This is a genomic window from Bifidobacterium callitrichos, assembly GCF_008698085.1.
Lineage (GTDB): Bacteria > Actinomycetota > Actinomycetes > Actinomycetales > Bifidobacteriaceae > Bifidobacterium > Bifidobacterium callitrichos.
On record NZ_RZJP01000001.1, the window covers coordinates 328,505 to 343,148 of the forward strand.

Here is a 14,644-nt window from a genome sequence, read left to right on the forward strand (position 1 = left end):
TTATGAAGGTACGACCCGGGTGCCGCACGGCGCAAGCCGAACGCTATCGGGGTTGCCTATAGCCCCTTCAAACACGTTGGGATCATTGGGATCCCGGCATGCGCAAACCGGTCGGAAACCGCCCGCGACGGGCGCGACACGCCGATCGGACGCCATCGGATGTTCGTGTTCACGCCGACTACAGTCGTGCGCGATACACGGGCCGGCGCGCACGACGCCCGGCCATCGCAGAACACTGCGGAACACCGTGAGACTTGAGACTGGAGGATTCGCCGATGAGCGATGTGATCCTATACGAGCGCGACCCCGACTACATTCCGCGCGTGGCCGCCGTGCACGACATGTGCGGCTACGGCAAGTGCTCGCTGACCGCGGCTATCCCGATCCTGTCCGCCGCCGGATGCGACGTGTGCCCGGTGCCCACCGCCCTGTTCTCCGCGCACACGAGGTACCGGGTGTTCACGTTCCACGACACGACCGACATGCTCTCCGGCTATCTCGACGCGTGGCGGTCCGAGGACGTCGAGCTCGACGCCGTGTACTCCGGGTTCCTCGGCTCCCCCGATCAGGTGGCGATCATCCGCCGCCTGTACGACGAGTATCCGGACGCGCTGCGCCTGGTCGACCCGGTGATGGGCGACGGCGGCGAGATGTACCCCACGTACACGACGCGGCTGTGCGAGGCGATGGGCGCGCTCGCCGACGGTGCGGACGTGCTCATGCCGAACCTGACCGAGGCGGCGATCCTCACGGGCCGGGACTATCCGGGCCGCGATCTGGACGATGCGGCGGTCGACGACCTGCTGGAGGCGCTGCTCTCCCTCGGCGCCAGGAACGTGGTGTTGAAGGGCATCGACCGCGGCGACGGGATGATCCGCAACTACGTTGCGTCCGCCTCGGTCGGCGTCGGCGCGAGGCGGGAGATCGCGCACGAAAGGCTGCCGTACATGATCCACGGCACCGGCGACGCGTTCGCCTCGGCCCTGTGCGGCGCGCTGATGGCCGGCCGCGGGCTCGCCGAATCGGCGCGCATCGCCGGCGAGTTCGTCCGTCACGCGATGGCGCACACCCGCAACCAGCCGCACTACGAGGATCGCGGCGTCAGCTTCGAACTCGATCTGGCCGACCTGACCTCTCTGGTCGGCTGAACCGGTGGCGGGGCGGCCGAGCCGAGTCCGACGGCGCACGGCTCGCTCGGCAGTCACTGGTGCAGCGGGTCGCTCGTGCACTCGTAGAACAGGCGCCCCTTGTCGGTGTTCTGCCCGTATTTGAAATTGGGGTTGGGGTTGCCGTCGAAGTCGGTCTGGTAGTAGGCGCTGAAGAACTCCATCTCGCGTTTGATATTGGCCTCGAAGCCGGCGTTGTCGCCCTTGGCACCGACGGCGGTCATCGTGCTGATGTAGTCGTCCTCGCTGATCGGCGCGGGCAGCAGATCGTGCTTGACGAGGCACCGGTAGGTTGCCCGGTACATGGCCTCGACGTCGAGCCGTTCGGGGTTGTTCCGCATGCTGACGTACAGGCTGGAGATGATGCCGGCATCGGTCTTCGCGTGGCATTGCTTCATGATGTCGAGCTGCTCGTCGTCGGAGAGGGATCCGCGGTACTGCGCGACGGTCTCGCCCTCGTCCGCGGAGTACGTGGCCTGCAGTCCGTAGGGTTCGAGACAGGTGTTGTAGTCGTCGTAGACCTCCTGGATCTCGGCGTCGGTGATCCTGCCGTCCCTGAGGATGCCCCGCGCCAGATCGGTGGGCGCCTTGTCGTATTCCCGCTTGAATTCGTCGGCGTATGGTCCGGTGAACGTCGGCGTGCCGCCGTCTGCGGACGCGTCCTTTCCGGAGTCGGCGCCCGTCGACGTTCCACCGGCGGCGCAGCCGGCGAGCGCGGCGCATATGGCCAGCGCCGCGCCGATGGCCGTGATGCGTCGGCGCCATCCGTGGAGCGGGTGTGTGGTGGATGTCGTTGTCGTGTTCATGGCGGCCTCCTTGCCGTGCGGGTTTCGTCGCACCTGTGCGGGCGCGTCTCGTGGAGCCCGTGTTCGTTGTTTCCGTGTGCTTCTACGGTATGTCGTCGCCGTATGCGGGGCCAGTGGCCCCGTCGTCCGCGGGACGACGTCGATCGGATGGCGTGTGCGGTGTGGTGACGGGGTGCTCGTCGTCCCCGTCCAGTGGGATGCGCGCGTAGATGATCCAGTCGCCGTCCTCGGCGCTGGTGTTGAGTTCGCCGCCGAGTCGGGTGATGATGCGCCGGTGCAGTGCGAGTCCGCTGCCGTGCGGCGCGACGCCTGCCGGTTTGGACGTGGCGGGCAGCGGGTTGGTCTCCATGATCTCGATGGCGTGCTCTCCCAGCGTGACGACGGCGTGGTAGGTGCCCGCGGCCGGATCGAGGTGGCGGATGATGTTCGAGGCGATCTCGCCGATGAGGTTCGCGGCCTGCGCGGCCGGTTCGTCCGTCGCGTGCCGTCGGTTCGGACGCACGGACGGTGGGATGTCCGCCGGCGCGTGATCCGGGACGCCGCGCAGTTCCATGGTTCCGGTGAAGCCGAGATGGTCCAGTCGTCGGCGAGCTTCGCGGACGGCGTCGCCGATCACGTCGCCGTCCGGCCGTGGGGATTCGTCCGGCGTCGCGTCCGTTCCGGCGCCCGTCCGGTCGTCGTCCGTTCCGGCGTCCGTCACAGGTGTGCGTCGCGTGGCGTCTTCGGAGCGTTCGAGCAGGTCGATGACGTGGTGGATCTCGTCGAGGACGTGGCGTGCCTGTTCGTCGACGAACCGCCAGTCGGCGCGCTCGCCGGCGTGCGTGTCGTCGTCGGGGATGCGCCGCAGCTGGCGTTGGGCGGTCAGGGCGATGTAGGACAGTCCGCCGGAGGCCGAGTCGTGGATGCGCGAGGCGAGGCGCGTGTTGCGCTGCAGCGTGTCGAGCCGCCATTGGCGGCGTTCGAGGTTCATGGCCCGTTCGCGGCTTTCGTCGCGTTGGCGCCGCCAGCGCAGGGCCATGCCGATCATGGTGGCGAACACGAACATACCTACGTAGTTGACCATGCCCACCCATGTTGCGGACAGGGCGTTGAATCGGTTGAGCGCGACCGGCACGCATTCGGCGAGCGAGATGGCCGTCAGTGCGCCGATCGCGACGGGGATGGAGCTGTCGTAGCCGATGAGGGCGAGCGCGAGGTAGGCGGCCCACAGCGGGTTCGGTCCGGACAGGTCGAGGACGAACAGGCGGGCGATGACGCCCGCGATGATGAGCCAACTCGCGGTGCGGGGCAGGAACGGCGAGAGGATGACGGCGATGACCGCGATGGTGCACAGGAGCCGGTTGAGCGGGTAGATGGGCGGGATCGCCGCCCATTCGATCAGGGTGGCGGCGAGCACGAACAGGGCGATGAGGATGCGGAACGCCCTGGCGTGCAGCGCCTTAAGGATGCGTGTCCCCGCGTTGGTCGCATCTTCGAGGCTCATCGCTCGCCTTCCGACGCTCCGGTCCACAGGGCGACGGCCTGTCCGCGCGAGGAGGCGCCGAGCTTGCGGATGGCGCGCGCGAGATAGGTCTTGGCGGTGGAGACGCCCACGTGCATGTCCGCGGCGACCTGTTCGCTGGTCAGGCCGCGAGAGCACAGGTTCATCGCCTCGGCCTCCCGGTCGGAGAGCAGGAACTGGCGGGGCGCATGTCCGCCGGAGAGGAGCGCATGCGCGTCTGCCGCGGTCCGGAAGGACACGTCGTCGTTCGTCCGGTTCCATGTGCCTCCGGCGGCGAGCATGCGCACGGCGTCGATGATGGGCGCCTCGACGGATTTGGGGACGATGCCCTGCGCGCCGGATTCGGCGGCCTTGGAGGCGTACACGGCCAGGGAGAACGAGGTGACGGCGAGGATCGCGACCCGGGCGGTCCTGATCCTGATGGCGCGGATCACGGCCGGGCCGGACAGCTCGTCCATCGACATGTCGGTCAGCAGTACGTTCGGCATGGTGTCCGGCGTCGTGCACATGCGCACGGCCGCGCGTCCGGATGTGGTCGACCACAGTATGCGCGCCTCGGGCATGAGCTCGGCCAGGGACCGTTCGAGGAAGGCGAGCGCGAACCGGTCGTTGTCGAGCAGTCCGATGGTGACGATCGGGCGGATTGCGTCCGCGGTCTCGGTGTTCTTGGTGTCCTTAGCGCTTGTGGCGTCGCTGTATGCGGCTGCGGTGTTCGTGTCGCCCGTCATGGCTTGGCTCTCCCCTCGCCGCGCGCAACGTCACGTGCGGCCTCGTATCTTCACCGTAGCACCGCTGGGGTCGCCGCGTCGAACGGTGTTGTAGTCCCATGGATGACGGGTGGATGACGGGGACGGTGGATAACCTTCCCGTCGTCCACATCCCGTCCACAACACGCCCGGGGTATGGGTTCCGGTCCACAATCCCCATGGGCGTTGCCCGGAGCATGACCGGTGCCGCATAGTCGGTTCCCATGGATACCACCACGATCATGGGTCCGCCGGAGCCCCTCATGTCCGGCATGTGCAACGACGCCTCCGATGCGGTCGACGAGCTCGCCGAGATCGGCTCCCTGTTCGATGATCCGCTGCTCTCCTCGCGCGAGCTCGGCGAGCTCGGCGAACGGTATGCGGCCGCCTGGCTCGTCTCGCGCGGCTGGAGAGTGCTGGATCGCAACTGGCGTTCCCGCTACGGCGAGATCGACATCGTCGCCGTCTGCCCCGAACGCCGTCTCGCGTTTGTCGAGGTGAAGACCCGGCGCACCATGCGCCATGGCCTGCCCCAGGAGGCGGTGACGGCCGCGAAGCAGGCGAACCTGCGCCGCGCGGGCGTGCAGTGGCTCGTCGACCCCGCCCATCGGATCGCGCACACCGGGGTGCGTTTCGACGTGTTCACCGTCATGGTGCGCGACGGGCGGCCGGACGTCCATCTCATTAAGGGGGCGTTCTGATGGTGATCGGCAACGCGCTCTCCGTCGGACTGATCGGTCTGAAGGCCTTCACCGTGTCCATTCAGGCGTTCGTCAGTCCGGGGCTGCCCTACTTCTCGATCATCGGACTGCCCGACGCCTCGCTGTCCGAGGCGCGCGAACGGGTGAAGTCCGCCTGCCAGGCGACCGGATTCCACTGGCCCGAGACCCGGGTGACGGTGAACATGTCGCCCGCGTCCATGCCGAAACGCGGCTCCTCGCACGATCTGGCCATCGCGGCGAGCGTGCTGAGCGCCGCCGGCGCGATCCCCCACGACTGTCTGATCGAGACGATCACGATGGGCGAGGTGAACCTCGACGGCACCGTGCTGCCGATCAACGGCGTGCTGCCGATCCTCCTGCACGCCCGCGAGCGCGGCATCAGACGGGCGATCCTGCCGGCCGGAAACATGGACGAGGCTGATCTGATCTCGGGCGTCGAGGTCAGCTGCGTGCGTCATGTGGGTGAGCTCGTCGAGCTGATGGGGGGCATGGCCCGCTACAGTCTGCCTGACGTCGAACGTCCCGCGGGCGAGTGCGAGGGGGCGGGGGCCGAGCCCGGCGCGTTCACGCCTCCCCCGTCCGGGGATATGTGCGACGTGGTCGGCCAGCCCTACGCCAAATGGGCGCTGGAGGTGGCGGCCGCCGGAGGCCATCACGTCATCATGGTGGGGCCTCCGGGCTCCGGCAAGACGATGCTCGCCTCCCGGATGCCGTCGATCATGTGCCCGTTGGGCGTGCCCGAACAGCTGGAGGTCGCCTCGATCCGCTCCCTGTGCGGCACGCTGCCCGCCTACGGCATCTGCGACGTGCCGCCGTTCGAGGCGCCGCATCACACGTCGTCCACCGCCGCGCTGGCGGGAGGCGGATCGGGGCTCGCGGCCCCCGGCGCGATCACCCGGGCGCACCGGGGCGTGCTGTTCATGGACGAGGCGCCGGAGTTCTCGTCGCGCGCGTTGCAGACGCTGCGCGAGCCGCTCGAATCCGGGTACGTGGCGCTCTCGCGCGCCAAGGGCACGACGTACTATCCGGCGGCGTTCCAGCTGGTGATGGCCGCCAACGCGTGCCCGTGCGGGATGAGCTACGGCACCGGGGAGCGCTGCACGTGCACGCCGCAGGAGCGGCGACGCTACTTCGCCCGCCTGTCCGGGCCGATCCTCGACCGTGTGGACATCCAGGTGGAGGTGCCGCCCGTGTCGCGCATCATCCTCGACGAGGAAGTGGACGAGCCGCGCGAGACCAGCGCGGAGATCCGCGCACGTGTGATCGAGGCGCGCTCCAGGGCCGCGGAACGCTACGAGCAGTACGGGTGGGTCTGCAACGCGCAGGCGTCGGGCCGGTGGATGCGCGACCACATGTCCCGCTACGCGCTGGACCCGATCAACCGGGCGCTGGAATCCCAGCGGCTCAGTCTGCGAGGCGCGGACCGGGCGATGCGTCTGGCCTGGACGCTCGCCGATCTCAAGGGCATCCCGTCGCCGGGGCGCGAGGAGACCAGTCAGGGCATCGCGTTGAGGACACGGCTATGAGCGGCGTCGACACCATGATTCCCGCGGACGGCGTCTGCGACATTGACGAGACGGCGGACGGCACGGGTGGCACGAACGGCACGAACGATGCGAGCATGGACGGGATCACGGTGACGCGATCCGACGAGGTGCGTCCGACGCCGGGCCCGACCCCGCCGCCGCCCGACGTGGAGACGCTCGCCCGGGCCACGCTCACGTTCTGTCTGGACGGCGCCGACGCGCTGATGTACGCGCTCATCAAGGGAGCCGGAGCGCCCAGCGTCGCACTGGATCTCATCCTCGCCTCCCGTACCGGCTCCCCGCAGGCGAACGCCTCGGACAACCGTCTGGACCAGCTGTTCGCACTGGGGCTGGCCCGGTGGGGCCGCAGGGTGAGCGCGCGGGGCATGGACGCGTTCCACCGTGCGCTCGCCGGATGGCGTGCGCGTCTCGAGGCGCTGCCCTCATCCGACTGGAGGACCCTGACCGAATGGTTCACGATGGACGGGCGCCAGTGGATCATCGCCCCGCACACCCCCTACTGGCCGATGCAGCTGCAGGACCTGTCCACGCGCAGGGACTGGGCGGCTCCCTTGTGCCTGTGGGGCATCGGGGACGCGACCGCTTTGACCAGCTGCGAGCAGCCGCTGGCGGTCGTCGGTTCGCGGGGCGTCACCGACTACGGACGCGAGGTGGCCAGGGAGGTCGCCTTCCGCGCCGCCTCGGACGGGCATCTGATCGTCTCCGGAGGCGCGATGGGAGCCGACGCGGCCGCGCACTGGGGCGCGCTGAGCGCCTCGGGGGTGGGGGATCCGAAACGAACCGGACGCACGGTGGCGGTGTTCGCCGGCGGGCTCAACCACATCGGCCCCCTGTCGAACATGCGCCTGTTCGACACGATCACGCAACGGGGAGGCGCACTGGTCAGCGAACTGTGTCCGGGCACCATCCCCGAGGGACGCCGGTTCCTGCTGCGCAACAGGATCATCGCCGCGTTGGGCGCGCAGGTGGTGGTCGCCCAGGCGCGACTGCGCTCCGGAGCGCTCAACACGGCGGGATGGGGGTGCGATCTGAACCGTCTGGTGATCGCCGTCCCCGGCCCCATCACCACGCCGCACAACGCCGGATGCAACCAGCTCATCGCCGACGCGAAGGCGATCCTGCTGACGAGCGCCGAGGAGATCACCGATCTCGTCCACCCGCCGCATCCGCCACACGTCGCAGCCGCGGACACACACGACGAGGACTGAACCGCCGCTACGCCCGCCATTGGCAGCGGTCGAGATCCACACGCCAACCGTCCGCGCCGGCCGGCTCCCCGTCCCCCGGCGTGAAGACGACGCCCTCCGCCTCGAGCAGGGCCCGCTGACGGTCGGGGCCGCCGAACGCGAACCCCGGGGCGAGCGACCCGTCACGGAACACGACCCGATGGCACGGGATCACCCCCGGTTCGGGATTGGCGTGCAGCGCGAACCCGACGAACCGGGCGGCGCGGGGGGATCCGGCGAGCGCGGCGACCTGCCCGTAGGTGGCGACCCTGCCCCGGGGGATGCGCCGCACGACCCGGTAGACGCGTTCGCTGAACGTCGGTTCGCCGAACGTGGAAGTGCGGGTGTCATGGTCGTCGTCGTGCGTCTGCATGGGCTCCAGTCTACTGCGCACCGGTCGGTGCGCGGGCGTTCGCGGTCGGTCCGCCCTTATGTGACAATGAGGGGTATGAGTCCGAAGCAGTTGGAAGAAATGTATGATGCGGTGATCGTGGGCGCGGGCGCCGCCGGCCTGTCGGCGGCGCTGGGGCTGCTGCGCTCCCCGGCGGTCGCGCGGATGAGACGGGAGGGCGTGGAGCCGAGGATCCTGGTGGTCTCGAAGCTGCAGCCGCTGCGTTCGCACACCGGTTCGGCCGAAGGCGGCATCGCGGCGTCGCTGGGCAACGTCGAATCCGATGACTGGCACTGGCACTACTACGACACGGTCAAGGGCGGCGACTGGCTCGTCGACCAGGATGCGGCGCGGCTGCTGGCCGAATACGCGCCGCAGACCGTGATCAACCTGGAACGTCAGGGGGTGGCGTTCTCCCGCACCGACGAGGGGCGTATCGCGCAGCGTCGCTTCGGCGGGCATACGCGCGAGTTCGGCGGCGAGCCGGTCAGGCGCGCGGCGTATGCGGCCGACCGCATCGGCCATCAGATACTGCATACGCTGTGGCAGCAGTGCGTGGCCGAGGGCGTCGCGTTCGCCGAGGAATGGTATGTGACCGATCTGGTGCTCGCCGAGGACGGGGGGCGTGCGGCCGGCGTGGTCGCGTTCGACACGCATGCGGGCGCCGTCAAGGCCGTGCATGCGCGCAACGTGCTCATCGCCACGGGAGGCGCGGGCCGACTGTTCCACACCACGTCGAACTCGTGGGATCTGACCGGCGACGGCATGGCGCTGGCGCTGGATGCCGGGCTGCAGCTGGAGGACGTCGAGTTCGTGCAGTTCCATCCCACCGGCCTGGCCCATACGGGCATTCTGCTGTCCGAGGCGGCGCGCGCCGAGGGCGGCGTGCTCAGGAACGCCGACGGTGAGGCGTTCATGGAGCGCTACGCTCCGGGGCACGCCGATCTGGCGGCCCGCGACGTGGTGTCACGTTCCATCATGGCGGAGATCGACGCGGGCCGCGGCGTCGCCGATCCGAAGGATCCGGACGGGCCGAGGGACTGCGTGTGGCTCGATATGACGGGCATCGACCCGGATCGTATGCACGCCGTGCTGCCGCAGGTCGTCGAGACGATCGAGCAGTACGCGCACATCGATCCCGTCAGGGACTACGTGCCGGTCAAGCCGACCGCGCATTACACGATGGGTGGCATCCCCGTGACGACACGGGGCGAGGTGTACCGCTGGTCGGCGGATACCGACGGCGAGGCAACGCGCACGAAGGTCGCCGGACTGTTCGCGGCAGGCGAATGCTCCTGCGTCTCGGTGCATGGCGCCAACCGTCTGGGAGGCAATTCGCTGCTCGACGCCTGCCTGTTCGGCACGCGCGCGGGGGAGGCGATGGCCGAGCGGATCGCTGACGAGCCGGCCGGCGATCCGACGGCTGCGGACGATCCCGAGCTGCTGGCGCTGGACGGGATGCTGTCCGATGCGGTGGACCGCAGCGCGGATCATCGCAGGCAGGAGCTGGCCTCGCTGCTCGACGCGTCCGCGTCCCACGACCCTGAGGACAACAACCCGTATCGGCTCATGGCCCGGCTCGGCTCGCTCATGGAACGCGCTCTGGCGGTCCGTTGCAGCGCGCAGTCCATCGAAGCCGCCCTGGAGGAACTGGACTCCCGTGTCGCTCCCGAGGCGGACTCCCTGCATGCGCATGACGCCACGGCGGCATTCAACCAGGAAATCACCGCCATCTGGGAGGTGCGCCACCTGACCACGCTGGCGGGAGCCATGCTCTCGGCCAGCGCGGGCCGCCGTGAATCGCGCGGATCCCTCAGGCGCCTCGACTTCCCCGAACGCGACGACGAACGCTTCCTCGCGCATTCCATGATCCGTTCGACCCCCGTGGAGGATTCCTCGCACGGGGCCGACGCTCCGGGGTACGAGCTGCTCTGGCAGCCGGTGCATATCGTCGACATCCCGCCGAAGCGCCGCGAATACTGACCGCGTGTCGGCACGCGGCCGACACGGAGACGTCCCGACCATGCGGTGTGTCACAATGGAGAGTTGTTTTGGCAGTGTTTTTGGCAGGAGGCGCGCGCATGACGACCAGCACGAACGTGACCACGGTGACTTTGAAGGTGAACCGGTTCGCGCCACGCCCCGAGCGTGAACGCGACAGGACGCGCTCGGGCAGCCCCTTCGCCCGCAGGAGCTCGCCGTTCGGCGGATCGGCCGGCCCCGCGGCCGCGTCGCGCCGCCGGCCCCGCGGCAAGCAGTGGGTGCAGGAGTACACGATTCCGGCACGCCCCGAGGACACCGTGCTCGACTGCCTGATGACCATCAAGCGCACCGTCGACCCGACGCTCGCCTTCCGCTATTCGTGCGGCCACGGCATGTGCGGCTCGGACGCGGTGTCGATCAACGGCACCCCGAACCTGCTGTGCACCGCCACGCTCAGGGACTGGGCGAAACGTCCCGCCTCCCCCGCGGCCGGCATGACCGACGACGAGGGATTCCGCCATACCGGCGAGCCCGCTTGCGAACCCGGATCCGCCGATGATGCCGACGACGCATGCGCCGGGAACGGCAGCCTCGGCGTCATCGAACTCGGCCCGCTGCCCGGCTTCCCCGTGCAGCGCGACCTCATCGCCGACATCGACCCGATGCTCGACCAGATCAGAAGGCTCAGGCCGTATCTTGAGGCGTCCGGCACGCTCGCCACCACTAAGGACGGCAAGGTGGACGTGTTCGAATACCTGCAGCGCCCCGATCAGCTGGCCAGATACGAGCAGCTGAGCAACTGCATCGCCTGCGGCGTGTGCGAGGGCTCCTGTCCCGTGTTCGCCGGCGGCGACGCGTTCATCGGCCCCGCCGCGCTCATCTGGGCCAGCCGCTTCATCAACGATTCGCGCGACACGCAGTCGATGGCCCGCATGGACGCGATCGACACCGCCGACGGCGTGGCTGCCTGCCAGTCGGTGCGCGCATGCACCCGTCAGTGCCCGCGCGGCATCGACGTCGGCGAGGAGATGTGGCAGATCGTCGCCAAGGTGCGCGAACGCTAGCGGCGGGTGCCGGCGTCGCGCGAAGCGTCGCCGGCGCCACGGACGGGACCATTCTTTTCGGGGCTCCGGCGGCCCCATCTTCAAGGAACATGGACGGTTATGGATAGGAAGCAGTACACGAATCTGACCCAGGCATGGCGGTACGTGGAGGACCACGCGCTCGCCGCGCAGTCACAGGAGATGCGTGACGCACGTTCCAGCGCCGAGGAGTCGGGACTGCCGCAGGCCTGCGCCTCGCAGGCCGTCTTCCTGTCCATGCTGGTGCGCATCACCCGTGCCCGTTCGGTGATCGCCGTGGGCACCGGTTCGGTCGTCGACACGCTCGAGCTCGCCAACGGACTGGACGGCGAAGGCCAGCTGACCGCGGTCGACTCGTCCACGCAGGGCATCGCCCTGGTGCGTAGGGCGTTCGATCGCGCGCAGGACACCACCTCGACGAAGCTGCGCGCGGTGAACGCGCCGGCCCGAGTGTTCCTCCCCCGTCTCAACGGCGCGAACTACGATCTGATCGTCGTCTCCGGAGACGCGGGCAACTATGCGACCACGTTCGAACAGGCGCCGCGGCTGCTGCGCGGGCATGGCGCCATCGTGTTCACCGATGTGCTCGCCTTCGAGGACTCCGTGATCCACGGCGGCGTGCCCGATCCCGCCGACCGCGGCGAGAAGGCCACCGCGATGAGGGCGCTGATCGACGCCGTCGAATCGGACGACCGGTTCTCCTCCACGCTGACGGCGATCGGCACGGGACTGCTCGTCGCCGTCATGAACTGACCGGTTACGGACAACCGAGCCGAGGCTGGTGCCGGTCGGTCACAGGGCGCCGGCTGCGATCTCGACCGCCTCATCCACGTCGTCCGTGATCGTCACCAGCTTCGGGTCCACGCCCGAGATCATGCCACGGTCCCTCACCGGCCCGTTCAGCCAGTCGAGCAGGCCCTGCCAGTAGGATCTTCCGAACATCACGACCGGCATGCGCGCCACCTTGTGCGTCTGCACGAGCGTGAGCACCTCGAACGTCTCGTCGAGCGTGCCGAAGCCTCCCGGGCATACGATGATGCCGGACGAGTACTTCACGAACATGAGCTTGCGTACGAAGAAGTACCGGAAGCTCATGCCGAGGTTCACGTAGTCGTTGATGCCCTGCTCGTGCGGCAGTTCGATGCCGAGCCCCACCGACCTGCCGCCGGCCAGCGCCGCCCCCTTGTTCGCCGCCTCCATGATGCCGGGGCCTCCCCCGGTGATGACCGCGACCCCTCTGCCGGCGAGCCGCTCGCCCATGGCGCGGGCCGCCTCGTAATCCGGCGAGTCGGCCGGGGTTCGCGCGGATCCGAAGATCGACACGGCGGGTCCGAGCTCGGCCAGGGCGCCGAAGCCGTCTACGAATTCGGATTGGATGCGCAGCACGCGCCACGGATCCATGTGCAGCCAGTCGGTGCTCTCATCGGAGCGCAGCAGGTTGGCGGTCGAGCTGTCGGCGGGGATCATGTCCCCGCGCAGGATCACCGGTCCGCGCTGATACGTCCGGTCGTACGGCGCCGACGCATCCGATGCCCCTGACGCACCCGACGTGTGCGATCCATCCTGCACGGCCGTCGCGTCCGCGTCACCCGTTGGATCCGTCCGGTTTGTTGTCTTCGTCCCGCTCATCGGCAGACTCCTTCTCCCTATCCATCCTTATCCACGCCCGCCACGGGGGCGTCCCTCATCCGGCCTGCCCCGTGTTCGGATTCGCGTCCGTCTTCAGCGATGACGACGCCGCCAGCGCAGACGCCTGATCAGCCGCTTGTGCACGGGCTTCGCCCCATCGTCGGCGGTCATCCTCGCCACACCCTCCAGACGACGTCTTCTCTCCTCGCGGCGCGCCTTGAGCTCCGCGAGCTGCTCGGGGGTGAACGCGTCGATGTCGACCCTGACCGTGCCGTCCGGAAGGATGGTGACGTGTTCGGTCTCCAGCTGTTCGATCTCCTCGTCGATGCGGCGACGGGCGTTCGCACGCTCGTACCGCCTAGACTGGCGGTTGAGCAGCACGCCCGATATGGCGGCGGCGATCAACGATCCCGCCAGCACGCCGAATCGTGCCTCGGCCGACAGCTCGGGATTGTCGTAGGCCAGCGAGGCGATCAGGAACGACACGGTGAAGCCGATGCCGCAGGCGCAGGCCGCGGGGAGCATGTCGCGCACGCGCAGCCCCTTGGCCATGCTGAGCCCCGCGACGTGCGTGGCGATCCATGCCGTCGCCATGATGCCCAGGGGCTTGCCCACCACAAGGGCCACGATCAATGCGAGCACCAGTGGCGAGAGCATCAGTTCGGGGGTCAGCGATTCGAAGTGCACGCCGGTCGCGAACAGGGCGAAGATCGGCAGCGCCAGCAGCGCGGAGAACGGCTGGAGCTTCTCCGCGTAACGTGAGGCGCGCGGCGAGGCCTCGCCGTGCATCTCACGCGAGGGGGTGAGCAGTCCGACCAGCACGCCCGCCAGCGTGGGATGCACCCCGGCTTCGAACATGCAGGTCCATGCGAGCAGTCCCACGACGGCCACCAGCGGCCAAGGCACGCGCTTGAGACGAACGAGGAACGCCCATGCCGCAGCGCACAGGGCGATGCCGATGAACCAGTACCAGGCGTTGAGCGACGAGAAGAACACGGCGATCAGGATGATCGCCAGCAGATCGTCTACCGTGGCGAGCGTCATGAGGAACGCCCTGATGGATCCGGGCAGCGCCTTGGCGAACAGGGCGAGGACCGCCAGGGAGAACGCGATGTCCGTGGCGGTGGGCACCGCCCATCCTCGGATCATCTCGCCGAACGGGATGTTGTTGCCGGTGGTGATCAGCAGAAGGTCACCCACCGGACCCGGACCGTATTGCGAGAACAATGCGATGACCACGATGAACAGCACCGGCGGAGTCAGCATGCCGCCCACGGCGCACAGCATCGGCACCGCCGCGGCCTTGGGATTGGCCAGCGATCCGGTGGTGAGCTCCTGCTTGAGCTCGAGTCCGACGGTCAGGAAGAAGATGGTCAGCAGGCCGTCCTGCGCCCAGTGGCCGAGGGGAAGGTCGAGATTCGTGTACGGGATCGCGATGTGCGTCTCCGCGATCGTCTCGAACAGGTGCGCCGTGGCGGGAAGGTTCGCGAGCACCAGTCCGACGAGCGCGAAGCCGAGCATGACCAGACCGGCTACGCGATCGGATGCCGCGATACGGTGGATGGTTCCCCAGAATCCCGAAGTGTGTCCGCTATCGCGATCAGTCGTCATCATCCCTCCCGTTCCTAGGCCATACCCATACAAGGGTACCGGAAGAACGTCATGAACGGCGTTTCGCCCCGGGCTTGGTCACATGATCGTAGGATCGACAGAAGAGGGATGAAGAAAACGAAAAGCCCCGTGCGATGGCATCGAGGCTTGTTGCACGTGCGCCGGACAGGATTCGAACCTGCGACCTGCTGATCCGTAGTCAGCTGCTCTAATCCGCTGGGCTACCGGCGCATA

At 68.5% G+C, this 14,644-nt stretch carries 12 protein-coding genes, 1 tRNA gene and 1 pseudogene; 7 read left to right on the forward strand and 7 right to left on the reverse strand.

The window, feature by feature from the left end:
* Nucleotides 1–275: 275 nt before the first annotated feature.
* Entirely contained in the window at nt 276–1,148 is an 873-nt protein-coding gene (locus EMB92_RS01540; RefSeq protein ID WP_150393556.1) for a PfkB family carbohydrate kinase, read from the forward strand.
* A 53-nt stretch (nt 1,149–1,201) separates the two neighbouring features.
* Here the strand turns inward: EMB92_RS01540 and EMB92_RS01545 are convergent, their stop codons facing one another.
* From EMB92_RS01545 to EMB92_RS01555, 3 genes are all read right to left on the reverse strand, one after another.
* Nucleotides 1,202–1,972 carry a hypothetical protein gene (locus EMB92_RS01545; RefSeq protein ID WP_150393557.1) on the reverse strand — a complete coding sequence of 257 codons (771 nt, stop codon included), beginning with the start codon at nt 1,970–1,972 and terminating at the stop codon, nt 1,202–1,204.
* 82 nt (nt 1,973–2,054) lie between these two features.
* Nucleotides 2,055–3,455: a histidine kinase gene (locus EMB92_RS01550; protein ID WP_150393558.1), complete on the reverse strand. Its 1,401-nt coding sequence runs from the start codon at nt 3,453–3,455 to the stop codon at nt 2,055–2,057.
* Nucleotides 3,452–4,201, reverse strand: a complete 750-nt coding sequence (locus EMB92_RS01555) for a response regulator transcription factor (protein WP_150393559.1) — start codon at nt 4,199–4,201, stop codon at nt 3,452–3,454. The genes EMB92_RS01550 and EMB92_RS01555 overlap by 4 nt, the downstream gene beginning before the upstream one ends.
* Nucleotides 4,202–4,491: 290 nt before the next feature.
* Here EMB92_RS01555 and EMB92_RS01560 point away from each other — a divergent pair, with 290 nt between their 5' ends.
* Genes EMB92_RS01560 through EMB92_RS01570 form a run of 3 tightly spaced genes read left to right on the forward strand, consistent with a single transcriptional unit; the run spans nt 4,492 to nt 7,696 of the window.
* Complete coding sequence (locus tag EMB92_RS01560; protein WP_395951741.1) at nt 4,492–4,920, forward strand: YraN family protein; 429 nt, start codon at nt 4,492–4,494, stop codon at nt 4,918–4,920.
* A complete protein-coding gene (locus EMB92_RS01565; RefSeq protein WP_043166590.1) occupies nt 4,920–6,467 on the forward strand; it encodes a YifB family Mg chelatase-like AAA ATPase in 1,548 nt (515 codons plus the stop codon). The genes EMB92_RS01560 and EMB92_RS01565 overlap by 1 nt, the downstream gene beginning before the upstream one ends.
* Nucleotides 6,464–7,696, forward strand: a complete 1,233-nt coding sequence (locus EMB92_RS01570) for a DNA-processing protein DprA (RefSeq protein WP_223847507.1) — start codon at nt 6,464–6,466, stop codon at nt 7,694–7,696. Before EMB92_RS01565 ends, EMB92_RS01570 begins: the two co-directional genes overlap by 4 nt.
* A 7-nt stretch (nt 7,697–7,703) precedes the next feature.
* Here the strand turns inward: EMB92_RS01570 and EMB92_RS01575 are convergent, their stop codons facing one another.
* Nucleotides 7,704–8,087, reverse strand: a complete 384-nt coding sequence (locus EMB92_RS01575) for an MGMT family protein (protein WP_052119227.1) — start codon at nt 8,085–8,087, stop codon at nt 7,704–7,706.
* A 75-nt stretch (nt 8,088–8,162) separates the two neighbouring features.
* Here EMB92_RS01575 and EMB92_RS01580 point away from each other — a divergent pair, with 75 nt between their 5' ends.
* From EMB92_RS01580 to EMB92_RS01590, 3 genes are all read left to right on the forward strand, one after another.
* Nucleotides 8,163–10,088 (forward strand): FAD-binding protein, encoded by a 1,926-nt coding sequence (locus EMB92_RS01580; protein ID WP_150393560.1) that lies wholly within the window; start codon nt 8,163–8,165, stop codon nt 10,086–10,088.
* Between the two features lie 98 nt (nt 10,089–10,186).
* Complete coding sequence (locus EMB92_RS01585; RefSeq protein WP_043166592.1) at nt 10,187–11,152, forward strand: succinate dehydrogenase/fumarate reductase iron-sulfur subunit; 966 nt, start codon at nt 10,187–10,189, stop codon at nt 11,150–11,152.
* 99 nt (nt 11,153–11,251) lie between these two features.
* On the forward strand, nt 11,252–11,923 hold the full coding sequence (locus EMB92_RS01590) for an O-methyltransferase (RefSeq protein ID WP_043166595.1): 672 nt from the start codon (nt 11,252–11,254) through the stop codon (nt 11,921–11,923).
* 39 nt (nt 11,924–11,962) lie between these two features.
* Here the strand turns inward: EMB92_RS01590 and EMB92_RS01595 are convergent, their stop codons facing one another.
* The 3 genes and pseudogenes from EMB92_RS01595 to EMB92_RS01605 all read right to left on the reverse strand — a co-directional run bounded on the left by EMB92_RS01595 (nt 11,963) and on the right by EMB92_RS01605 (nt 14,641).
* Nucleotides 11,963–12,637, reverse strand: a complete 675-nt coding sequence (locus EMB92_RS01595; protein ID WP_202961959.1) for an LOG family protein — start codon at nt 12,635–12,637, stop codon at nt 11,963–11,965.
* Between the two features lie 420 nt (nt 12,638–13,057).
* Nucleotides 13,058–14,410, reverse strand: a pseudogene (locus EMB92_RS01600) (Na+/H+ antiporter NhaA); the annotation flags it as partial.
* Nucleotides 14,411–14,567: 157 nt separating this feature from the next.
* Nucleotides 14,568–14,641 (reverse strand) — tRNA-Arg (locus tag EMB92_RS01605).
* Nucleotides 14,642–14,644: the final 3 nt, after the last annotated feature.